The organism is Nonomuraea sp. CA-143628, assembly GCF_050942315.1.
Classification (GTDB): Bacteria; Actinomycetota; Actinomycetes; order Streptosporangiales; family Streptosporangiaceae; genus Nonomuraea.
This window is the reverse complement of sequence record NZ_CP192072.1, coordinates 869,617-888,808: the sequence shown is the minus strand read 5'-3', so window position 1 is coordinate 888,808 and position 19,192 is coordinate 869,617. Positions and strand designations below refer to the sequence as shown.

General features: G+C 65.3%; 25 protein-coding genes, 4 tRNA genes and 1 pseudogene. 15 read left to right on the top strand and 15 right to left on the bottom strand.

The window, feature by feature from the left end; all coding sequences use genetic code 11:
• The first annotated feature begins 126 nt into the window (after positions 1-126).
• A complete protein-coding gene (locus ACQP2T_RS04305) occupies positions 127-1,149 on the top strand; it encodes a hypothetical protein (protein ID WP_433514894.1) in 1,023 nt (340 codons plus the stop codon).
• A gap of 58 nt (positions 1,150-1,207) precedes the next feature.
• Here the strand turns inward: ACQP2T_RS04305 and ACQP2T_RS04300 are convergent, their stop codons facing one another.
• Positions 1,208-1,468, bottom strand: a complete 261-nt coding sequence (locus tag ACQP2T_RS04300) for a Txe/YoeB family addiction module toxin (RefSeq protein WP_433514893.1) — start codon at positions 1,466-1,468, stop codon at positions 1,208-1,210.
• Positions 1,465-1,731: a type II toxin-antitoxin system Phd/YefM family antitoxin gene (locus ACQP2T_RS04295; protein ID WP_090771165.1), complete on the bottom strand. Its 267-nt coding sequence runs from the start codon at positions 1,729-1,731 to the stop codon at positions 1,465-1,467. The genes ACQP2T_RS04300 and ACQP2T_RS04295 overlap by 4 nt, the downstream gene beginning before the upstream one ends.
• Positions 1,732-2,063: 332 nt before the next feature.
• Here ACQP2T_RS04295 and ACQP2T_RS04290 point away from each other — a divergent pair, with 332 nt between their 5' ends.
• Positions 2,064-3,113 (top strand): TOMM precursor leader peptide-binding protein, encoded by a 1,050-nt coding sequence (locus ACQP2T_RS04290; protein ID WP_433514892.1) that lies wholly within the window; start codon positions 2,064-2,066, stop codon positions 3,111-3,113.
• A complete protein-coding gene (locus ACQP2T_RS04285; protein WP_433514891.1) occupies positions 3,110-4,219 on the top strand; it encodes a hypothetical protein in 1,110 nt (369 codons plus the stop codon). The genes ACQP2T_RS04290 and ACQP2T_RS04285 overlap by 4 nt, the downstream gene beginning before the upstream one ends.
• A gap of 131 nt (positions 4,220-4,350) precedes the next feature.
• On the opposite strand, the gene ACQP2T_RS04280 is transcribed toward ACQP2T_RS04285, so the two are convergent.
• Positions 4,351-4,566 (bottom strand): hypothetical protein, encoded by a 216-nt coding sequence (locus ACQP2T_RS04280; RefSeq protein WP_433514890.1) that lies wholly within the window; start codon positions 4,564-4,566, stop codon positions 4,351-4,353.
• 620 nt (positions 4,567-5,186) lie between these two features.
• Between ACQP2T_RS04280 and ACQP2T_RS04275 the strand changes: the two genes are divergently transcribed.
• The 5 genes from ACQP2T_RS04275 to ACQP2T_RS04255 all read left to right on the top strand — a co-directional run bounded on the left by ACQP2T_RS04275 (position 5,187) and on the right by ACQP2T_RS04255 (position 9,087).
• The gene (locus tag ACQP2T_RS04275) at positions 5,187-5,990 is read left to right on the top strand and encodes a hypothetical protein (protein WP_433514889.1); all 804 of its coding nucleotides are present in this window, start codon (positions 5,187-5,189) and stop codon (positions 5,988-5,990) included.
• Between the two features lie 329 nt (positions 5,991-6,319).
• Positions 6,320-6,886, top strand: a complete 567-nt coding sequence (locus ACQP2T_RS04270) for a hypothetical protein (RefSeq protein WP_433514888.1) — start codon at positions 6,320-6,322, stop codon at positions 6,884-6,886.
• A 78-nt stretch (positions 6,887-6,964) separates the two neighbouring features.
• Positions 6,965-7,162 carry a hypothetical protein gene (locus ACQP2T_RS04265; protein WP_433514887.1) on the top strand — a complete coding sequence of 66 codons (198 nt, stop codon included), beginning with the start codon at positions 6,965-6,967 and terminating at the stop codon, positions 7,160-7,162.
• A 170-nt stretch (positions 7,163-7,332) separates the two neighbouring features.
• The gene (locus ACQP2T_RS04260; protein WP_433514886.1) at positions 7,333-8,211 is read left to right on the top strand and encodes a DUF1963 domain-containing protein; all 879 of its coding nucleotides are present in this window, start codon (positions 7,333-7,335) and stop codon (positions 8,209-8,211) included.
• Between the two features lie 345 nt (positions 8,212-8,556).
• Positions 8,557-9,087, top strand: a complete 531-nt coding sequence (locus tag ACQP2T_RS04255) for a CbrC family protein (protein ID WP_433514885.1) — start codon at positions 8,557-8,559, stop codon at positions 9,085-9,087.
• Positions 9,088-9,463: 376 nt separating this feature from the next.
• On the opposite strand, the gene ACQP2T_RS04250 is transcribed toward ACQP2T_RS04255, so the two are convergent.
• From ACQP2T_RS04250 to ACQP2T_RS04210, 9 genes are all read right to left on the bottom strand, one after another.
• A complete protein-coding gene (locus ACQP2T_RS04250) occupies positions 9,464-9,688 on the bottom strand; it encodes a GntR family transcriptional regulator (protein ID WP_433519707.1) in 225 nt (74 codons plus the stop codon).
• 222 nt (positions 9,689-9,910) lie between these two features.
• Entirely contained in the window at positions 9,911-10,366 is a 456-nt protein-coding gene (locus tag ACQP2T_RS04245; protein ID WP_433514884.1) for a DUF664 domain-containing protein, read from the bottom strand.
• Between the two features lie 14 nt (positions 10,367-10,380).
• The gene (locus ACQP2T_RS04240; protein WP_433514883.1) at positions 10,381-10,803 is read right to left on the bottom strand and encodes an NUDIX hydrolase; all 423 of its coding nucleotides are present in this window, start codon (positions 10,801-10,803) and stop codon (positions 10,381-10,383) included.
• A 124-nt stretch (positions 10,804-10,927) separates the two neighbouring features.
• Complete coding sequence (locus tag ACQP2T_RS04235) at positions 10,928-11,254, bottom strand: TetR/AcrR family transcriptional regulator C-terminal domain-containing protein (protein WP_433514882.1); 327 nt, start codon at positions 11,252-11,254, stop codon at positions 10,928-10,930.
• A 78-nt stretch (positions 11,255-11,332) separates the two neighbouring features.
• Positions 11,333-11,533 (bottom strand): serine dehydratase beta chain, encoded by a 201-nt coding sequence (locus tag ACQP2T_RS04230; RefSeq protein ID WP_433514881.1) that lies wholly within the window; start codon positions 11,531-11,533, stop codon positions 11,333-11,335.
• 27 nt (positions 11,534-11,560) lie between these two features.
• Positions 11,561-11,637: transfer RNA gene (locus ACQP2T_RS04225), tRNA-Phe, on the bottom strand.
• Between the two features lie 4 nt (positions 11,638-11,641).
• Positions 11,642-11,716: transfer RNA gene (locus tag ACQP2T_RS04220), tRNA-Asp, on the bottom strand.
• Between the two features lie 87 nt (positions 11,717-11,803).
• A tRNA-Glu gene (locus ACQP2T_RS04215) sits at positions 11,804-11,876 on the bottom strand.
• Positions 11,877-13,421 (bottom strand): metallophosphoesterase family protein, encoded by a 1,545-nt coding sequence (locus ACQP2T_RS04210; protein ID WP_433514880.1) that lies wholly within the window; start codon positions 13,419-13,421, stop codon positions 11,877-11,879.
• 51 nt (positions 13,422-13,472) lie between these two features.
• On the opposite strand from ACQP2T_RS04210, the gene ACQP2T_RS04205 reads away from it, so the two are divergent.
• Together ACQP2T_RS04205 and ACQP2T_RS04200 are read left to right on the top strand one after the other, a co-directional pair.
• Complete coding sequence (locus ACQP2T_RS04205) at positions 13,473-13,823, top strand: metallopeptidase family protein (RefSeq protein WP_397304201.1); 351 nt, start codon at positions 13,473-13,475, stop codon at positions 13,821-13,823.
• 109 nt (positions 13,824-13,932) lie between these two features.
• Complete coding sequence (locus tag ACQP2T_RS04200) at positions 13,933-15,198, top strand: MFS transporter (RefSeq protein ID WP_433514879.1); 1,266 nt, start codon at positions 13,933-13,935, stop codon at positions 15,196-15,198.
• Here the strand turns inward: ACQP2T_RS04200 and ACQP2T_RS04195 are convergent, their stop codons facing one another.
• The gene (locus ACQP2T_RS04195) at positions 15,199-15,498 is read right to left on the bottom strand and encodes a PspC domain-containing protein (RefSeq protein WP_433514878.1); all 300 of its coding nucleotides are present in this window, start codon (positions 15,496-15,498) and stop codon (positions 15,199-15,201) included.
• Between the two features lie 91 nt (positions 15,499-15,589).
• Between ACQP2T_RS04195 and ACQP2T_RS04190 the strand changes: the two genes are divergently transcribed.
• Both ACQP2T_RS04190 and ACQP2T_RS04185 read left to right on the top strand, forming a co-directional pair.
• Positions 15,590-16,744, top strand: coding sequence for an acyl-CoA dehydrogenase family protein (locus tag ACQP2T_RS04190; protein ID WP_433514877.1), 1,155 nt, complete (start codon positions 15,590-15,592; stop codon positions 16,742-16,744).
• Positions 16,745-16,803: 59 nt separating this feature from the next.
• Positions 16,804-16,876 (top strand) — tRNA-Lys (locus tag ACQP2T_RS04185).
• Between the two features lie 59 nt (positions 16,877-16,935).
• Here ACQP2T_RS04185 and ACQP2T_RS04180 read toward each other — a convergent pair.
• Together ACQP2T_RS04180 and ACQP2T_RS04175 are read right to left on the bottom strand one after the other, a co-directional pair.
• Positions 16,936-17,064: a hypothetical protein gene (locus ACQP2T_RS04180; protein WP_433514876.1), complete on the bottom strand. Its 129-nt coding sequence runs from the start codon at positions 17,062-17,064 to the stop codon at positions 16,936-16,938.
• Positions 17,065-17,143: 79 nt separating this feature from the next.
• A pseudogene (locus ACQP2T_RS04175) lies at positions 17,144-17,392 on the bottom strand (BTAD domain-containing putative transcriptional regulator); the annotation flags it as partial.
• A gap of 6 nt (positions 17,393-17,398) precedes the next feature.
• On the opposite strand from ACQP2T_RS04175, the gene ACQP2T_RS04170 reads away from it, so the two are divergent.
• From ACQP2T_RS04170 to ACQP2T_RS04160, 3 genes are all read left to right on the top strand, one after another.
• Positions 17,399-17,563, top strand: coding sequence for a hypothetical protein (locus ACQP2T_RS04170; RefSeq protein WP_433514875.1), 165 nt, complete (start codon positions 17,399-17,401; stop codon positions 17,561-17,563).
• Between the two features lie 276 nt (positions 17,564-17,839).
• On the top strand, positions 17,840-18,343 hold the full coding sequence (locus tag ACQP2T_RS04165; RefSeq protein ID WP_433514874.1) for a hypothetical protein: 504 nt from the start codon (positions 17,840-17,842) through the stop codon (positions 18,341-18,343).
• 161 nt (positions 18,344-18,504) lie between these two features.
• Positions 18,505-18,966 (top strand): hypothetical protein, encoded by a 462-nt coding sequence (locus ACQP2T_RS04160; RefSeq protein ID WP_433514873.1) that lies wholly within the window; start codon positions 18,505-18,507, stop codon positions 18,964-18,966.
• Positions 18,967-19,192 lie beyond the last annotated feature (226 nt).

Genomic DNA, 19,192 nt, shown 5'->3' with positions numbered 1-19,192 from the left:
ACGAGTAAACGCGAGTGGCGATACCCACAAGTTATATAGGCGCAAATCGAAGATGCCTTAGATCAGCTAAATTCACTATTCGACAAGGAGGGCCGCGGGCCCATACCCATTTTCGGAGGTGCCGTAATGCAGGAACCCGCGGCAGAAGCGGCGCCGTCCCCGGTGGCGGCGGTGCTGCGCTTGGGCGCGGTCCTGGCCGCGTCCGGGCCAGTGATCTTGACGGCCTTCGGGGTCGGCAGGCAGAGCGTCGGCTGGTTCTGTTCTACGACAAGCTCGGCCCCCTTTCCGATGGAAGGTCCGTACACGCTGGAGTACGTACCGGGAGAACTGCTGTTCTGGGGCGTTCTCCTGCTGCCGGTCGTCGTGGCCGGCCTTCTCCTGCGCGGGTCACGTCGGGCCATGCTCACCGCCGTCGCCGCGGTCGGCACCGTGCTCGCGTTCGGGCTCGTCATCGCGCTTCTGCTGCCGGGCCCCGACCCATGCACCGGGCAGGAACGTGCGCTCGTACTGCCCTGGCCTTTGGTCGTCTGTTATCCGGTGGCCGCTGGGGCGCTGCTCCTGGCGGCCCGCTCACCTCTGCCCCGGAGACGGCACGGGGTCATCCTATGGGCGGGTGCCGTCGGGGCGGCGGCGTGGGCGGCGATGTTCCACCGCTGCATGGTCACATACGACGACGAGAGGGTGTTCGGAGTCACCTACGTCATGCTTCCGGACTCGTCCTTGGACGGCCTCGCGTGGTGGTCCGGTACGGCCGACGGGATCGGCTTACCGGTCGTCCTCGTCGCATTGGCGGCGGCCGCGGGAGCCACCGCTTCCGCCCGATGGGGACGCGTGGCCGGCACCGCGGCCGCGACGGCCCTTCTCCTCTTCCCGCTGCTCGACGTCGCGACGTACATCAGCGACTTGGAGATAACGCTCGCCGAGTCGGTACGGTGGCAGCTGCTTCTCGCGGCCGTCCTCGTCGCGGCGGCCGCTTGGCGCCCTCGGCCGCGGATCTCCTGGGCCGGGACCGTCCACCTGGCTCGAAGCATGATCGGCGGACGACCGAAAGGCATGACGCTCGGACGGACGAAGGAACTCGCCGTCGTGGTCGTGATCGCGGCTGCCGGCGCCTGGCTGATCGTCTCGTCCTTCACACCGACGCGGTAAAGGAGCGCTTCTCTCTCCGAACGAGGCGGGATGCCGGGGTTTGCCAGCCGGACGGCCGCTAGTTCTCATAGTGATAGCGACAGGCGGCGATCATGATGGTGTCGTCGTTGACGCGGTAGACGAGCCGGTGCTCTGAGGTGATGCGCCGGGACCAGTAGCCGGACCATTCGTACTTCAGCGGCTCTGGTTTGCCGATGCCTTCGTTCTCGTTTCGGGCTATGTCAGTGATCAGCTGGTTGATCCTTTTGAGGATGCGTCGATCTTCTCTCCGCCAGTAGCAGTAGTCCTCCCAGGCGAGTTCGTCGAAAAGGATCTTCACGAGGTGGTGTCCTCATCGGCCAGCTCGCGGACGGTTCCGCCTCCGGCCTCCAGACGGGCGACCGCCTCCGACAGCCGTCTGCGGTTGACCGGAGAGGCCATGAGGTAGAGCGTCTCGCGCATCGATTCGTATTCGCGCTGCGACACCATCACGACGCCTTCTCCGCCGGGGCGGGTGATGAGGACTTCTTCCTGGTCGTCGATGACGGCGTCGAGCGTGGCGGCGTAGTTGGCCCGCGATTCGGACATGGTCATCACCTTCATGCCATGAAGTGTACATGATGATGTACATCAAGACTCAACGAGGGACCCGCACATGGTGACGTTGCTGTCAGCACTGCCAACCGCTTGGCCCCCTCGCAATGGAAGAAAAGGAGAAGGAGAGCGGAAGTGACCACTCCTAACGTCGTCCGCGTCCCTTCCTTCCAGGGAAGTCCAAGATCGATGAAAGGACTGCATCATGACGATTGAGATCAAGAAGGTCGAAGAAGTCGAGACCACCAGCTCCGGCGCCAACTGCTGACCATCATGCGGCCTCCTGCGGAGCTCCCACGCCCGCAGGAGGCCCTGCCTCGGACCGTCCGGGAGTCGCTTCCATGCCGAGGATTCAAGTGAATCCGGCCTTCCCCCTTTTCATCGACGATGCCGGCGAGCGCGTTCGGCTCGGTGATCTCCCGCCGACAGGCCAGATCCTGGAACCCGCGCAGCCGCCGCTGCGCCGCCTGATCCGCCTGTGCGCGCGGGCCCCCGTCGAGCAGAGCGACCTGTACGCCCTCATCGACGACGTCACTCCCGAGGACATCGACGCTGCCGTCGAACAACTACGCGCCAGCCGGATCCTCGTCACCGACGCCGACCTTGGCACGCTGGCCGCCGACGCCGCACTGTCCAGGTTCGCGCTGTGGTTGTCGATGTTCCACCCGGCCGAACGGGCCGCCGCCGCACTCGGCGACCTGGCGGACAGCCACGTCGCGGTGCTCGGCGCCGGCGCGATCGGCGGCCAGGTCGCCCTCCAGCTCGCCACCTCCGGCGTGGGCCGGCTGACCATCCTGGACGACGACCGGGTGGAGCTCAGCAACCTGCACCGCCAGCATCTCTACGCCAGGCGCGATCTCGGTGAGCTCAAGACGGCCGCCGCCGCCCGCAGGCTGCTCGACCACCGCCCCGAACTGGAGGTCCGGCAGGTCGAGCGGCGCATCACCGGCCCCGAGGACGTGATCACCGACGCCGATCTCGTGGTGAACACCGTCGACACGCCGCAGCCGCACATCCGCCGTTGGGTCAACCAGGCGTGCGTCCAGGCGGGCACACCGTTCGTCACCGGCGGCTTCAACCAGCACGCCGGCCTGATCGGGCCGCTGGTCGTACCCGGCAAGACCGGCTGCCTTACCTGCCAGGAACGCGCGCTCGCCGAGCGGTACGGCTCCACCGTCCTGCCGGTCGCCGACAACGCCGGGCGGACCATCCCGTCGTTCGGCCCGCTGTGCGCGATCGTGTCGGGCATGCTCGCCTCGGAGGTGATCCGCTTCCTGACCGGCACCGGTGCGCCCGCGATCGAGGGCAGGACCCTCTGGCTGGACCTGCTCACTCTCACCGCCACCGCCAGGGACTTCGACCGGCTGGACGACTGCGAGGTCTGCGCGTGACGTCCGCGGGGCTGCATCCGAAGACCGATCTGTCGTTCCTTACCGTGGTCGCCGACGGACCCGACGACTACGTGATAGGCAACGGCGAGACGTTCGTCAACGTGCCGGGTGTGGCGGCAGCCGTCATCGCATCGCTTGACGGCACCAGAACGGTCGCGGAGGCGCGTGCCCGGGTGCTGACCGAGCAGGGTGTGGACGTGGATGTGGACGCGTTCCTCACCGGGCTTGGCGGCGCGGGGCTGCTCAACCGTCCCGATCGGCCGCCGAACCGGTGGGACCGGATTCGGCCACACCACGTGGCCTGGCTCTTCTCCAGACCCGCGCACGCTGTGCTGATCCTGCTGACCGCCTGTGCCATCGCCGCCGCCATTGCCGACCCTGGCATCCTGCCGAGTCTGTCGGCCCTGGTGTGGTCCGACAGCCTCTCGTTCGCTGTCGCGTTCGTGGCCGGCACGTGGCTCTTCGTGCTGGTACACGAACTCGGCCACATCTCCGCCGCCAGGTCTCTGGGCGTACGGGCGGAGCTGTCGCTCGGGACTCGCCTGCAGTTCCTCGTCGCGCAGACCAGGATCACCGGCATCTGGGCAGTGCCCAGGCGGGCGCGCTACCGCGCGTATCTGGCAGGCATGCGGGTCGACTGGTTCCTCGCCTGCGCCGCGACGTGCACGCTGTACTTCGTCGAACTCCCCCTCGTACGGCTGGTCGTGGCCATCGGCCTGTCGCAGATCGCCTGGCAGTTCATGTTCTTCATGCGGACCGACGTCTATTACGCCGTCGCCAACGCCAGCGGAAACAAGAACCTCATGGCCGACGCGCAAGCGCACCTGCGGGCCACGCTCGCCAGAAAGGCGCGTTCGGCGAAGGCTCCCTTGAGCGTGCGTGTGTACGCGTGGTTCCTGGTGATCGGGCGGGTGCTCGGCCTGGGATTCTTCGCCGTGTACACGGTGCCGGTCACCATGGCGGTATGCCGGCAGTCGATCGCCGAGCTGCCCGGGTGGCAGCCGGTGGCCACGCTCGCCCTGGTGGCCGCCGGATGGCTGCTCTACCTGGGCCTGCTCGGCCGCCGGTTGATCAGGTCACGCAGACCGGACAGGCCTGCCGGGTAGCGGGACCTGCCCGCCCCCACAATCCGTACGGGAACCTCTCGATTCGTCATGCCGCTCCTGCGCAAGCTGGGCGACGCCCTCGGATAGCTGGCCAGCTTCACGGCTGAAGGTCAGCACGCTCGGTGACGCCGCTACCGAGCGTGCTTCCATTTGATCCGATCGCGGAGAACACGAACGTAGTCGAACCCCTGACTTTCCGGGTGCTCCGCGACCCACTGAGCGGCACGATCGTCGGGATCGAGTTCCCGTAGGTGGAACCGGAGGCTCTCGATGGCCTTCCGCTCGCGGGCCCTGCGGCTCTTGGGCAGAAAATCGCCCGGCAGGTTGTGACACACGTCGGCGATCATGCGCATGTGCTCCAGATGGCTCAGTGCCGTATCGGTCTCCCCATCGGCCTCGCCTGATGCCCCTCGCACGCAGCGCCACCCGATACTCCTCCCACCGTGACAGCGTCTTGAGAAGTTGCCGGAAACGTGGCATTGGAACAGCTCTGTGAAGGCCGCTCATGATGAGCGCACCGTCGTTCATCATGAGCACCATGGCCGCGGAAATGCCGCCTTCGACGGACACCTCCCACGGCTTACGTGGCCAAGGGATCACATAATGCGTCCCTCCCGGCGCGAGATGAAAGGCCACCAGCTCGACGGCCCGAGAATCGGCCGAGCGGGAGGTCTCACGCAGCAGCTCGATCATCGTGGCGGTGTCGACGGCCCGAACCGTCCGAAGTGCCCTGGGCAACACCGTGCCCTGGTCCGAATCTTTCGCCGCCGGCCAAGGAAGTAACCACACCCCTGTCAGCCTGCCATGGACGACCCCGGAGGGAAGCGGGTGACGTTGCTGTCACAAACACAAAAACGCCTGGGAGCGATAATCGCTTCATGAGCCTGGGCCAGGTGCTGCTGGACTAAAGACGTCCGTTGCCAGGCATCAGAGTGCGCCGGCGGCTGAATCATGGGGAGTTTGTGGCATGGACTCGGTAACGCTGCACATGGCGGCACGTCGGTATCTGACGGAGCGCTACGACGAGTTGACCGACAAGTACGCCGCACTGCCCAACCAGGGACGGTCCGCATTCGGGTACAACTACCGTCGCGAAGCCTGGCGCATCTTCCCTCGCTACAACGTGATCGCAGCGATCCTGGAACACGTGGAGCGGCTCGATCCAGACCGGCTGCCCGAGTTCACCGACCTCGTCGACGCCCTATCCGAGGCCGCCGAAACGGCCCAGTCACCGTTCACGCAAACGGCATCAAACAAGACCGAGGCCAAGGCAATGGCCGAGGAACGCCGGCTGTTTCAGTCGACCCTGCGAGACTGGGTAACGCGGGCCGACCTTCCGGTGGAACCGCTGCCGTACCGACGCGTGTTGGCGCCCGCCGAGTCGTTCGAACGACAGAAACAGTTGGAGCAGCGGTGGGGGCTGGTGAGCAGGTCGTGGTACCCCATGCTCGCCGAGCCAACTCCACCCGACGTCCTCGTGCTGACGGAGGCATCGATGTCGGACGAGCAGGGACTCGCCCAGGTGCGCGCCGCAGTACGCGACATGAGCGGCGGCCGCATAACAGAACTGCGCGAGTACGGCGCGGACTACCTCGTAGATGTAGAAATGTTCGAACCTCAGTACACCGGCGCTGAGGGCGTGTGGAGCGATGACACGCTTACCTGGATCGCGTTCGCCTCCCACAAGGGAACGGTCGCCTTCGGGGGCCAACTAGCCGTCGCCCTCGAAGCAAAGTGGACCGAACTCGACCGGTGGCGCTGGTCAGCCTAATTGAGTCATCGCACGATGGCAGAGGCCTCGATTGAGGCGCACTTTTAGATACGAGCCGTGAGTGGCAGCCCAAACTGCAACTCTTGATGATCTCCATCCGCGCCGGCGAGTACTCCGCTGCTTAATCATCTTCTCCCCTGCGGCCTGTGCGATGATCGCCCGGTGCCGGAGCCCCCGCCGGAGGCATGATTTGTGACGGTGGGGCGTGTTGAACCGTTCGCCAGCAAGATCATTGCACGCATATTGCACGAGCCCTCGACCCCTCCGCGTCATCTTCGTGCGGCTTTCGCTGAGCTTTCCTCCACAATGGACCAGTGCGAGGACCGTGGGTGCATGCTGGCCGGCTCTGGACGAACGGCGATCCGTTTCTCGCCGTCGACGCTTCACTGCGAGGCGCGTGGCATGGATTCAGCGACAACCAATACGACGACATCGTGGATCTTGGCCCGGACGACACCAACATCCCGGTCGGAGCCGGCTGGGCAGCCCTCGTCGGCGGCGACGGAGTCGTTCGCGATGACAGCTGGATGGAGGTCTTCCAGGCAGAGGACGGCGGCATCGCCATCGTGCAGGCATCCGGTCCTGACTACCCGCGTGTGCTGACCGAGGCCCTCCGCCACCCGGACAGCGACGATGAAGACGGTGCCCCGCTCATCGTGGGCAGCGGCGAGCTCGCCTTGTTCAGCGCCGCGTGCGACGGCACCGGACCCCACTCGCAAGCCCTGGTGCCTGCCCGACCAGGACCGCTGCCGTCGGTGCACGGGCGACCGTCGCACGACGGCGATCCGGGCCTTCTGATAACGACGACGTACACAACCTTCGGGTTCAAGGTGCGCTGGTACACCCAGCTCGACGAAGAGAGCTGCTTCGCCCGGTGGCTGCTGACCCCTGTATGAACCTTGTGATCAGTAAGTTCCCAAGTGATCGCCACCATCGTCGCCGAGACAGTCGTCGGCTACAGATAGGGACGACAGATGATCACTTTCGACGGGACCTTCTATCGCATCACGGATCCGGAGTTCGAGATGACGATCCCGGCATGGGCGGGATACGAACCGGACACCGCTGACGAGGCGGACGCGACGATCACCTTCCCCCTCGGGGGAGCGGCGCGAGTGAGGGAATCGAACCCGCGCTGTCAGCTTGGGAATTGTAAGGCTCTTGGCTCGTAGAGGCGCTGGCCTGCGGTTGAGACCGGTTGTAAGTGACCGTGGTTGACCCCTCGTTACCCCGGTTGATGGCACGCTAATGGCACGACGATCACAGCGCGAACAGGGATTCGTTCTGTCGGTCCTCTGCTCTACGGTGTGCCATTACGACGTCGTCTGTTGCGATCGGAGTGGTGAGCATGGGGTTGACGACGCCCTCGGCGCCGTTCGACGTAGCGGCTGTCTTCCCTGAACTGGCAGGTCAGCGCCGGACCGCAATTCGACTGCATCCGCGTCGGGGAAAGCCGACCATCACCGACAGTTCCATGGGCGGGCCGTTGTTATGGCCTGCGGATGAGCCTTGGCCAATCTGTCCAGAGCCGCTGTCTCATGACCCCTCGGAAGGTTGGGATCCACTTCCACTGATCCCAGTCATGCAGCTTTTCGCTCGAGATGTTCCCGAGCTGCCCTTCCCCGATGACACCGACACCCTCCAGGTGTTGTGGTGCTCGCTCGACCACGAGCCGTACTTTCAGCCTCATACGATCGTGCGCTGGCGGAAGGCGGAAGAGGTCGGGAGCCTGCTCATTGCGGCCCCCGAGCCAGATCCTGACAGCGATGACTCGTATCTCCCTGCGGCTTGCGTCCTGTCGCCGGAGCGGGTGGAGGAATATCCGGCTGGCTGGGGACTTCCCGATGAGCTCAGGAATCGGATCTGGGCATGGGAAGAGGATGCCTCGAACTCTGTCGACTGGAGCTACTTCTCGCACCTCTCAACTGCTCCGGGGAGCAAGGTTGGAGGCTGGGTGGACTGGATCCAGGATCCGGTGCAGTTCGAGTGCGGCAGAGGCCACGAGATGGCACACCTGCTGACAATTGCGAGCTGGGAACTCGACATCGAGAGCGGCAAGCGTTGGGCTCCCATCGAAGAGCGTCCGCTGCTCACCCCTCACGCCCCTCCGGAAGTGCAGAATCCCACCGATCTCATGATCCAGGACGCTGGATCGCTCTACATGTTCGTCTGCTTGGAGTGCCCCGAGCGCCCTGTGGAATCCCTCAGCCAAGGGTCATGAATTTGGCACGCATAGTGCACAACCTCCCACGCCCTAATCGGTGATCAGCCGCCTTGCTCCGTGAGCCAGGGTGAGGAACGAACCCTGGATCGTCGATCGCCCCCAACAACGCACGGCGGCCGACCACGCCGCGGCGATCGTAAGGGCTGTATCTGCGCGGCGGTGTGGCAACCCCGGTCGGAGCCTTCAATCGGTACGGCGCGGCAGGCGTGCGACGCCCGGCCCAGTGTCCCGCCGCCGTCCGCGACGGCCCCCAGGCCGCACGCCGTAAGACCCCCGATGAGAGGAAGCCCTGCGGCAGCATGACCTTTCGCCCTCTGCCGGTCCGCTCTGTACGCTACCGCCGTGCTGCCCGACTTCGCCTATCACCCGGACCCGCTCAATACGGGATCCGTGAAGGCATCTGATGCCGCCTGCGTGTGCTGTGGGAGACAGAGAGGATACGTCTATACAGGGCCGGTCTGCTGCGTTGAGTCTCTCGACAGTGAGCCATGCCCCTGGTGCATCGCGGACGGAAGCCTCGCAGCCCGCTTCGACGCCATGTTCGTAGATGTGTACGACGTTCCAAGCGACGTCCCATCGGAGAAGATCGAGATCATCAGTCGCCGAACCCCCGGTTTCTACACCTGGCAGGGAAACCGTTGGCTGTTCCACTGCGGCGACGGAGCTGCTTTCCTCGGCGCTGTTGGGGCATCAGAGCTCGTCGCTTACCCGGATGCGCGGGAAATGCTGCGCTTCGAGGAATCCGCTGGTGGATGGTCGTCCGGGCAGGTAGAGGAATTCCTTGCTGCGCTCGACAAGGATGGCAACCCAACTGGTTATCTGTTCAGGTGCCGCAACTGCGGGATCCATTTGGCGTACGCCGACTACACCTGACTTCGCCCCGTATCACGTCTCTCACGATCATCTCGGCGCTGGTGATCCCGCCGAAGTCATGGCTTTGACGACCACTGTCTGCGGCCTGTCTCCCCGTCTGGCCTACTCCGTAACGGCCTTCTCTCGCTCTGGCTGTCCGTCGTGGTGCTGCCAGCGCATGGCGGTGCGGGCCGCGACCGGCCGAAGCCCGAGCTTGCCTGCCACGCGCTCAACTGCTGATGGTGCGTAGTCGTCGCTCCCGTAGACGCTCGTCTAGTACCGGAGCCCTTCCCAATCTTTGCCGTGATCCTCAATGAGGAAGACGTCGCTGGTTGTCATGGGCTGATGAGGCCTGTGAGCGCCGTCCGAAGTGTGGCAATCCAAGAGTAAGGCGTGGCTACTGTGGGGCCACGATGGAGCCCTTGCCCGGCTTGGTGGTGATGAGCCCGCGTTCTCTGAGGGCCTCCATCGCCTTGCGCACCGTGACGCGTGCGACGTCGAACTCCTCCTGGAGCTTCACCTCGGAGATCAAAGTGAGCGCAGGGTAGGTGCCGCTGTCGATGCGTTCGGCGACGACGTTAGCAATCTGCTCCCACTTGTAGAGCCGTGGGTCCCATTCCATCACAGGACGACTCTAGGTATCCCTGGACCTAGTGGCATAGACCAGCTATTGCTAGGAATGCCTTAGACAGGCTAAGACAGGTTGGGTTAGGTTGTAGCCATGGCGTTGGTGAGCGGCGGTCCAGGGCCCTTCCAGGTGGGGCTCCGCTCGTACACTCCGGCCTGCCGCTCCCTGAGAACGCACTGTGCGGCAGGAGATGGCTCCTCGCTCACCGGCGCCTGTTCATCGATCGCGGCCTCCGCGAGCACCGCCGGCGCCGCGCTGGCGATCGCGCGTTACGAAGGACGGTGAGCCCCTGTGGCAGATGACTACGACTTCCAGGCGGGCAGCGTCCTGCTCGGCGGTCAGTGCGGCCAGGTCTTCGGCCGCTCGCGCGGGATCTGCTTCGTCGAAGGCGGCATCTGGTGTGTCGGGCCGACTGTAGAGGCTTGGTAATGACTGATCGGCGAAGCGGCGGCGAAACCAGGTGCGTTCGACGTCGGCAAGATGGCGGACCAGGCCGAGCAGGGACAGCTTGGATGGCGCGAGCGGCTGTTCGGCCAATTGCGCCGCGGTGAGCCCTGCGCACTTGTGCAGCAAAGTGCTGCGGTGCCAGTTCAGGAAGCCTTCCAGCATGGCCCGTTCGTCGGCGACAAAGGGCTCGTCGCTTCGAGCGACGTGGGGAGCGGTCCAGATCACGGAACCAGAATGCCTCATGGTGCCTTTGGCAGGTCTGCGCGGCGGATACGCTGGTCGAGCTCCCACAACGCTGTCTTGTCGTCGTCGTAGCGCAGCGACTCATACGCGGCTTCGTATCGCAGCCACCGAACGTCGCGATGCTCTTGGGATAGCGCTATCTCGGCCCCTTCTCGAGTGATGTCCATGGCGAAGAAGTGCTTGGGCACGATGTAGACGTTCTCGGGCCAGAACTTGGCGGCCGCGAAGCAGCTTTTCTCCACTCCACTCACCATGTCGAGTTTGACCAGCGGACCTCCTGCAGTCAGGCCGGTCTCCTCGGCGATCTCGCGACGGGCCGCGGTCTCCAGATCCTCGCCTTCCTCGACTCCGCCGCTCACGCTCTGCCAATACGAATCATCCGCTCGCTGGAAGACCGCATACTCCGGCAGGCCTGCCATGGTCCGAAAGAGGAAAACGAGTACGGTACAGGGCTGACGCATACAGACGTCCATTCTCGGGGGTTTGTTGTCAGCGGGTGTCGCGGCCCGCGGAAACGCGTTCCAGTCCGTTGCCGTACCCGGCTCATCCCGCCATGTTCGAGTCCAATCTCCAGCACGCGACCTCATTCGGCGAGTTGCTGGAGGAGGTTGCGGGCGACTGATCCGCGGCCTCGTCGTCGTCACGGTCCCCTGACAGCGACATGTGGCTCAGGAACGCGTACTGGGAGCAGGCACCGAGTAGCAGTCCGGCGGCTGCGGTGAGGTCAGTTTCCGATCGCAGCCGTCCGAGGTCCTGCTCGGCGCCCAGATACGTGGCGACGGCGTCATCGGCCTTGTGCGGGCCGGCGCCGTGGTGCCGCAGTTCCTCCTTGCGCGCACCCAAGAGGCCGGGCCAGGCACCACTGGTCACGTTTGTCGAGGAGCTCCGCGGGCTCTTCAAGGAGAGTTGCGCGGGGAGAAGCGCGCTGCGATGTGTGGCAGCCGCTCTTCAGCGCCCAATGAGACCGCAGGCGAACCGGTGGGCAGCGGCCATCGGCCCGACCACGGGAGAACCGGACGGACCGATCGCGACCCTCAACGGGTCGAAGACGCTTTCCGCCAGGAGGGCGCGACGGTGATAAACGAGATCTTCCGCTCGCTCCGGAACCGTAGACACGCAGACACGAATATGCCCCGTCCATGTGATCATGGGCGGGGCTTTCCTGCTGGTGAATAATGGTGGTCAGGGGCAGGGTCGAACTGCCGACCTTCCGCTTTTCAGGCGGACGCTCGTACCAACTGAGCTACCTGACCCGAGCGGTCCTGACGGGACTTGAACCCGCGACCTCCACCTTGACAGGGTGGCGAGCACTCCAAACTGCTCTACAGGACCTTGCTTCTTGCTTTGCGACTCGCTTAGCTTACCAGCTCCCGGTTGGCTTTCGACCAACCGTTTTGCGGTGCGCCAGGCGCTTCGCCGTGCCCCCAACGGGATTCGAACCCGTGCCGCCGCCTTGAAAGGGCGGTGTCCTAGGCCGCTAGACGATGGGGGCTCAGGAACTTTCCCTGTCGTCTTCCGTTGGAGACCTCTGAAGCATAGGGGACGATTGCCCTTGATGCCAAAGTGGCGGACCAGCGGCCGGCGACGTCGTGCCAGTGATCGATCCCGTTGGCGACGGGGCGTTCGTTGGCTCTGGGGAAATCATACGTCCCGGGTCACGCTCCACGTGACGCTGGATGTACACCGACTGCTCGCCGAGGCCGCCGAGCGTGATGTCGTCCCAGGCCTGCAGGCGTTTGGTCGCCTTGTCGAAGTACATGACCGAGGCCTGTACGGGGGTCGGCTGGGGGTGTTCGAGGGCGCGCAGGCCGGCGCCGCCCGTGGAGCCCTGGACCAGGAGGCGGGTGCCCGAGGGCAGCATGGTCGTCGATCGTTCGTGGGTGTGACCCGCGAGGATGATCGGTGTGGCGCCGGAGAAGCCGCGGCCGACCTCCGGGTCGTGGACGGCGACCACGTCCGGTTTCCCCATCCGCGGCACACGCGAGCGGCCGAACTGGGCCAGGACGGCCGGGTCCGAGTCGACGGCAACGGTCTTGTCGGGGGTGAAGCGGGGGTCGCCGAGGCCGTAGATGTTCAGGCCCGCCACTTTCTGGGTCTGGTCGTCCAGGACGACGGCGTTCTTCTGCTTGGCGACCGCTTTCTGAGTGATCATCGAGTCGTGGTTGCCGCGAACGTAGACGTACGGGACACCGAGGGTGCCGATCTCGTCGACGAACTTGTTCTCGGTCTTCGTGCCATGGTCGGAGATGTCGCCGGTGTCGATGATCATGTCGACCTTGAACTGGTCCTTCAGGGAGCGGATGACGTTCCAGGCGATCGGGTTGATGTGGATGTCCGAGACGTGGAGGACGCGGATGGATCTGGGGTCCGCGTCGTACAACGGCAGCGTCGACACGGTGTCGTACAGCTTGGAGACGTTCGTGACCAGCTTGGTGAGTTGCGACCGGTACGACTCGAACTTCGTCACGATCGACTCCGCGCTGCCCACCAGCGACGGCGCGGCGGCGATCAGCCCCGAGTATCTGGGCTCCACGAGCGAATTGGGGCGGAACGTGAGCGCCGCCAGCGCGCTGGTGCCGGCGAGTGCCACTGAGGTGACCAGCAGGCCCAGCAGCGCCACTCTGGGGCGCCTGAACACCAGCAGGCTCGCGATCAGCGCCCCCGCCCCCGCGCACAGCAGCGAGCGGATCAGCAGCGCGCGGACACCGTCGAGCAGGTCACGTTCGATGATCTCCGGCAGCCGGTCCGCCAGCCGCGGGTCTTCGATGATCGCCTTGGCGCGTTCCTGGTCGATGTTCTCGAGGGAGATGCGGAGCCGGAGCGGCGCGTCGTGGGTGCGGAACGTGAGCGTGCCCAGCGGGCTGGCGTCCACGATCGTCTCGCCGTTCCAGGCGGGCCGGAGCGACATACCCGTCTCCACCGGGCCGACCTGAGCTCTGACGGTGCCGCTGAGAAAGATGCCGAGCCAGGCGCCCACGGCGGCCACGATGAGTACGGCCACGACCCTGGACACCCGCGACTGGAGGACTGTCTTCAATCTGTCAGCGAACTTCATACGGTTTCTTGCTTACCCAACCTGCGAGGCAGAATGGCAAGGGTGATCGAGGTTTCGCGGGAGAGGTTCGAGGAGCTCGTAGCCGAGGCGTTGGACGTGATTCCCCCAGGTCTGACCCGGGCGATGAGCAATGTCGTCGTCACGGTGGTCGACGATGCGCCCGAACCCAACCTCCTGGGCCTGTACACCGGAATCCCCCTCACAGAGCGCGGCGACTGGTACTCCGCAGTCTTGCCCGACCGCATTGAGATCTACCGCAATCCGATATGTCAGATTTGCGATACCGAGGCCGACGTGATCGACGAAGTGCGCATAACGGTCGTGCACGAGGTCGGGCACCACTTCGGCATCGATGACGCGCGGCTCCATGAACTAGGCTGGTAACCGTTCGCAATGGGTTGGCTGCTTTGGGTTGCGGCCCGTCAAATGATCGGGCACCTTAGGTGACATAGCGAACACTCTGAGTCAGGCACAGCGGAGTCCAATGGGGGCCATGCGGACGCGACGGCTGCTGGGACGGCATCGCCGTGCCCTCCCGCGCCAAGTCACATACGGCGAGGTCATCGCCATCAGGGAGTTCCGCGCGCTCTGGTACGGCCAGAGCCTGTCCCTGCTCGGTGACCAACTCGCCCAGGTGGCGCTGGCCGTGCTCGTCTACGACCGCACGCGATCTCCGCTCGCGACCGCGGCCGTCTACGCGCTGACGTACCTGCCGACGATCCTCGGCGGCCCGCTGCTGGCCGGCCTGGCCGACCGGTTCGCGCGCAGAGGCGTCATGATCACGTGCGACCTGCTCCGCGCGGCGCTGGTGAGCGTCATGGCGCTGCCGGGGGTGCCGTTCCCCGTGCTGTGCGGGCTGGTGTTCCTCGTGGTGCTGCTCAGCGCGCCCTTCTCGGCCGCGCGCGCGGCGCTGCTGCCCGAGGTGCTCGAAGGTGACCGCTACCTCGTCGGCTCCGCATTGCAGAACATGACGAACCAGGGCATCCAAATGCTGGGCTTCGCGGCCGGCGGCGCGATGATCGCCGCCATCGGTCCCTATCGCGCGCTCGCGGTCGACGCGGCCACGTTCCTGGGCTCCGCGCTGATCCTGGTCGCACGCGTCCATCGGCGCCCCGGGGCCGCTCACCACAGCGGCAGGCCGTCGATGTGGGCCATGGTCAGGGCGGGATCCCGGCTCGTCTTCGGCGACCGGAAACTCCGCACTCTCGTGCTCTTCGCCTGGCTCTGCGGCTTCTACATCCTGCCGGAGGGCCTGGCCGTCCCCTACGCGGCGAAGCTCAGCACCGGCACTCTGTCGGTCCCGGTGGTCACCGGGCTGTTGATGGCGGCGATGCCGATGGGGACCGCGGTGGGGGCGTTCTTCTTCAGTAGGTTCGTCACGCCGCCGCGGCGATTGCGCATGATGGGGTGGATGGCCATCTTGAGCTGTCTGCCGCTGGTCGTGGCCGCGTTGCAGCCGCCGTTGGCCGTGGTGCTGGGGGCGTGGTTCCTGTCGGGGGTGGGTGGGGCATACCAGCTTGCGGCCAATGCCGCCTTCGTCCAGTGCGTACCGGCCGACCAACGTGGCCAGGCGTTCGGCCTGGTGCAGTCGGGGCTGCTGGCCGTACAAGGGATCGGGATCCTGATCGGCGGATTCGCCGCCGAGAAACTCGGACCGGAGCCGGTGGTCGCGCTGGCCGGCGTCACGGGTGTGACGGCCGCGGCCGTGCTCGCCATACTCTGGTCCGAGTCCCGGGTCGAGACCCCCGCCCCCGCCTGATCACTGCTGCGGCTTCTGCTCGCCGCGGTAGTAGTCGGTGCTGTCCTGCCAGGTGGACTTGGCCTGCTGCTTGCCGAGGAGGTCCTGGGCGATCGAGGTGTTGCTGTCCTCTTCCGGCATGAGCAGCCAGCCGACGGCGTACACGCCGACTCCGAGCCCACCGAACAGCGTGACGATCGCCAGGCCGATCCTGATCAGGTTGGCGTCGATCCCGAGGTACTCCCCGAGGCCCGAGCAGACACCCGCGATGACGCGGCCGTTGTTGGTCCGACGAAGCTGCTTGACGTTGTATTCGCTCATGTCTCAAGACTGCCCGGCGACCCGGCGTTCGCACATCAGGATTCCCCCTGGTAGAACCCTGGTAGGCCCTTACGTGATGGAAGGACGCTCGATGGACGACCTGCTGCGCCTGGACGACCGGCTCAACGGCGAGCAGCGGCTGATCCGCGACACCGTCAGGTCCTTCGTCGACGACCGCGTCCTGCCGTACGTCGGCGACTGGTTCGAGCAGGGCACCTTCCCCGCACGCGAGCTCGCGCCCGCACTCGGCTCGCTCGGCCTGCTCGGCATGCACCTGGAGGGCTACGGCTGCGCCGGCACGGACGCCATCTCGTACGGTGTGGCCTGCCGCGAGCTGGAAGCCGGAGACTCGGGTCTGCGGTCCTTCGTATCGGTTCAGGGCTCGCTGGCCATGTTCCCCATCTGGCGTTATGGCTCTTCCGAGCAGAAAGAGCAATGGCTGCCCCGGATGGCCGCCGGTGATGCGATCGGCTGTTTCGGCCTGACCGAGCCCGACCACGGCTCCGACCCGGCCAATATGCGCACGTACGCCAAGCGAGACGGCTCCGACTGGATCCTGAACGGCTCCAAGATGTGGATCACCAACGGCTCCATCGCCGACGTGGCCGTCGTGTGGGCACAGACGGACGAAGGCATCCGCGGCTTCGTCGTACCGACCGATACGCCCGGCTTCTCCGCCCCTGAGATCCACAAGAAGCTGTCCCTTAGGGCCTCGGTCACCTCGTCCCTGTACTTCGACGACGTACGCCTGCCCGCCTCAGCCGTACTCCCGGAAGTCTCCGGCCTGAAAGGCCCGCTCTCGTGCCTCTCAGAGGCCCGCTTCGGCATCATCTGGGGCGTAGTGGGCGCCGCCCGCGCCTGCCTGGAGGCGGCGGTCTCTTACGCGAAGACACGCGTGCAGTTCGACAAGCCGATCGGCGCCTTCCAGCTGACCCAGGAGAAGCTGGCCTGGATGTACGTCGGAACGGCACAGGCGGGCCTGACGGCCCTGCACCTGGGCGAGCTGAAGGACGCGGGGAAGCTGGAGCCCCGGCAGATCAGCTTCGGCAAACTGGCCAACGTACGGGCGGCGCTGGACATCGCCCGCCAGGCCAGGACGATCTTGGGCGGGAACGGGATCACGCTGGAGTACCCTGTGATCAGGCACATGAACAACCTGGAGAGCGTCCTCACCTACGAAGGCACCCAGGAGATCCACACGCTGGTGCTGGGGGAAGCGCTGACGGGGCTCCCGGCTTATCGGTGAGGGGGCTTAAGGGCGTCGCGTGGGGGGCGGTAATCTCTGTACCCTTGTGCTGTTGCTAGGGGGCGTTAGCTCAATTGGCAGAGCTGCGGACTTTTAATCCGTAGGTTCCGGGTTCGAGCCCCGGGCGCCCTACCTCAATGACCTGGGCGGACTCCCCGATCTTCACGATCAAGAAGTCCGCCCAGTTGCAGTTAACCCCAGAGAGCGCGGCCCATGCGAGCTGCTGCCTCGGTCGAAAGTGTCGCCGTGATGTGGGTGTAGCGCTTGGTCGTGGTCAGTTGTGAGTAGCCGAGGATTTCCTGAACGACGCTGATGTCCACGCCTTGTTCGATGAGGAGTGTCGCGGCGATACAGCGCCAGCATCAGCTGCGCATGCGGCCTCTCCCGCAGCGAGTGCGCCTCGATGTGGACGGTCAGATCCGGTATCACCGCGTGATGGTCTCCCGTCGCCATCCGCAGATCGACGCGATCTTCCAGAGCGGTGAGACGTACCTCCGTCGGGCGGGTGGCTTCGATCTGGGCCCACTCCGCCGACATGCCCGCCAGGGTGTCTCCCCGCCACAGGGTCAGAGCCTGCCGGAACGACCTGTCCGCCGTAACGATCTCTCCCCTGGCCCGGCCGGCACGCGCCTCGCGCACCAGCCGCATGAACAGATGAGCATCGACGTGATCAGGTGGCACGTCCAGGCAGTATCCACCCGGCGCGGTCACGATGACCTCGTCGAGCGCCCGGGCGCGAGGGACTCGCGAAGCTTCGACACCACGATGTGGAGCTGCTTCGGCGCCGTCGACGCCCGGCTCTCCCCCAGACATCGGTGAGGAGCTGGTCAGTGGTGACCACCCGGCCGGCGCTCAACGCCAGCCGGGTCAGCAGGCCGATCCGCCGACTGCCGGACAGCGGCAGCACGTCGCCGCCTGCCGTCAGCTCCCACGGCCCCAAGATCTTGATGCCCAGTCCCATCGCACAACCTTCCGTAGGCAGGACCAGCGTTTCATCGGTCACGACCGTTGCCCGGTGGAGGGCCTCCTCCGCGATCTCCTGAGCGACAGGTGACGGACATACCGGAGGACACCGCGTGTTGACCCGCTGTCGCCATGTCGGGACTCTTCGCAGTGCTGTACTCATCCTGGTCGCTTCCCTCCTGGTGCCAGGTGCTCGGGCCGCTTCGGCGGCCACGTCGGACGCGGCTGACTGCCGACCTCACCAGCGCCATCACCGCCGGTACGGCCGGCTTCTTCCTGATGAGCAGGATCAAGGAGCCTGCCACCGCGTACTTCAACGGCAGAAGCGAGGGATCGGGCCAGCCTACGCTCCGGCTGACGCCGGCGGACGGCTCGGTGAAGTCCCTTACGGCCACGCACGGCACCCACCTCCAGGCGGTCAGCGCGGCCAGCACGGTGCTCGGCGACGACATGCAGGCCAGGGACGAGGGGACCGGCCCGTTCACCGGCGAGACGCGCAAGGTCTATCTCCAGTTCGACCTAGTGTCATGCGCCGGAAATTCGTCGGAGATATTTCGCGAGAGATTCAAGTATCTCTTCTATCTCTTCGGCGCGGTCTTCTTCCACATGAAAGGGCGGGGACTGCCGTTCCACTGAGCGTCCAGTCCCTGGAGGTGCTCTTCGGCCCATTGTGGTCACTGGGGAAACGGTCGACATACCGTCGATATACCGCTCGTCGTTAACGTTTCTTCTGAGTGCCCGCAGATCGAGGGCAATCACGTACCGAATACGGAAGGTTCCTTCTCATTATGCGTACGATGCACCGGATCGCGGCAGGCATCGCCACAACGGCGCTGTCCGCCTCGCTTATGACCATGATCCCGGGAGCGGCCTCGGCGGCGGCGGCGGGATGGTCGTGGAACCCGCCGACGAAGGCCACAAGCGTCGAGACGCGGCTCCAGAAAACCTTCGGCTCCGGGAGCAGCAAGAAGACCGTGCAGTTCCGCAAGGGCAAGTACGGAGGCACGTGGTACATGTGGGGTCGTGCCTTCAAGCCCGGTAGCAACATCAACGGCGCCTACGACATCTATTTCGCTGTCAACAACGGGTTGGGGCTCGTCCAGGGCGACTCCCGAGCCAGGATCGATGGAACGACGTACACCAAGGCGTTCCCGCTGAAGACGAACTACCGCTATATGGCCTGCATCGTCCCCAAGGGGAAGAGTCCCATCAGCGATGGCCCCTCGAAGACCTGCGACTTCATCCGCGTGACCGGTTAGCCGGTCATCCCGCTCAGGTCAGCCTGGCTGGAATTCCGCGAGGGCCACGGCCGCTCAACCGTCGACTTCAAGACCCGCAGGCTGAGTGACGAACTGCGCGACGACCGCGAACACTGGCGGATATTGGCGGCCTCTTCAGCCAGGTCTCGACGCCGGAGCCAGTGATCGGAACTTAGGTGCGAGCTGCCCGATAAGGGAGAGATCCTAGGTTTCAAGTCCTGGTAGC

Coding starts and splice junctions, on each gene's coding strand:
- ACQP2T_RS04305 (WP_433514894.1), top strand. CDS start 127: ATGCAGGAACCCGCGGCAGAAGCGGCGCCGTCCCCGGTGGCGGCGGTG.
- ACQP2T_RS04295 (WP_090771165.1), bottom strand. CDS start 1,731: ATGAAGGTGATGACCATGTCCGAATCGCGGGCCAACTACGCCGCCACG.
- ACQP2T_RS04290 (WP_433514892.1), top strand. CDS start 2,064: ATGCCGAGGATTCAAGTGAATCCGGCCTTCCCCCTTTTCATCGACGAT.
- ACQP2T_RS04280 (WP_433514890.1), bottom strand. CDS start 4,566: ATGATCGCCGACGTGTGTCACAACCTGCCGGGCGATTTTCTGCCCAAG.
- ACQP2T_RS04275 (WP_433514889.1), top strand. CDS start 5,187: ATGGACTCGGTAACGCTGCACATGGCGGCACGTCGGTATCTGACGGAG.
- ACQP2T_RS04265 (WP_433514887.1), top strand. CDS start 6,965: ATGATCACTTTCGACGGGACCTTCTATCGCATCACGGATCCGGAGTTC.
- ACQP2T_RS04250 (WP_433519707.1), bottom strand. CDS start 9,688: ATGGAATGGGACCCACGGCTCTACAAGTGGGAGCAGATTGCTAACGTC.
- ACQP2T_RS04240 (WP_433514883.1), bottom strand. CDS start 10,803: ATGGCAGGCCTGCCGGAGTATGCGGTCTTCCAGCGAGCGGATGATTCG.
- ACQP2T_RS04230 (WP_433514881.1), bottom strand. CDS start 11,533: ATGATCACATGGACGGGGCATATTCGTGTCTGCGTGTCTACGGTTCCG.
- ACQP2T_RS04205 (WP_397304201.1), top strand. CDS start 13,473: ATGGCAAGGGTGATCGAGGTTTCGCGGGAGAGGTTCGAGGAGCTCGTA.
- ACQP2T_RS04200 (WP_433514879.1), top strand. CDS start 13,933: ATGCGGACGCGACGGCTGCTGGGACGGCATCGCCGTGCCCTCCCGCGC.
- ACQP2T_RS04195 (WP_433514878.1), bottom strand. CDS start 15,498: ATGAGCGAATACAACGTCAAGCAGCTTCGTCGGACCAACAACGGCCGC.
- ACQP2T_RS04190 (WP_433514877.1), top strand. CDS start 15,590: ATGGACGACCTGCTGCGCCTGGACGACCGGCTCAACGGCGAGCAGCGG.
- ACQP2T_RS04170 (WP_433514875.1), top strand. CDS start 17,399: ATGAGCATCGACGTGATCAGGTGGCACGTCCAGGCAGTATCCACCCGG.
- ACQP2T_RS04165 (WP_433514874.1), top strand. CDS start 17,840: ATGTCGGGACTCTTCGCAGTGCTGTACTCATCCTGGTCGCTTCCCTCC.
- ACQP2T_RS04160 (WP_433514873.1), top strand. CDS start 18,505: ATGCACCGGATCGCGGCAGGCATCGCCACAACGGCGCTGTCCGCCTCG.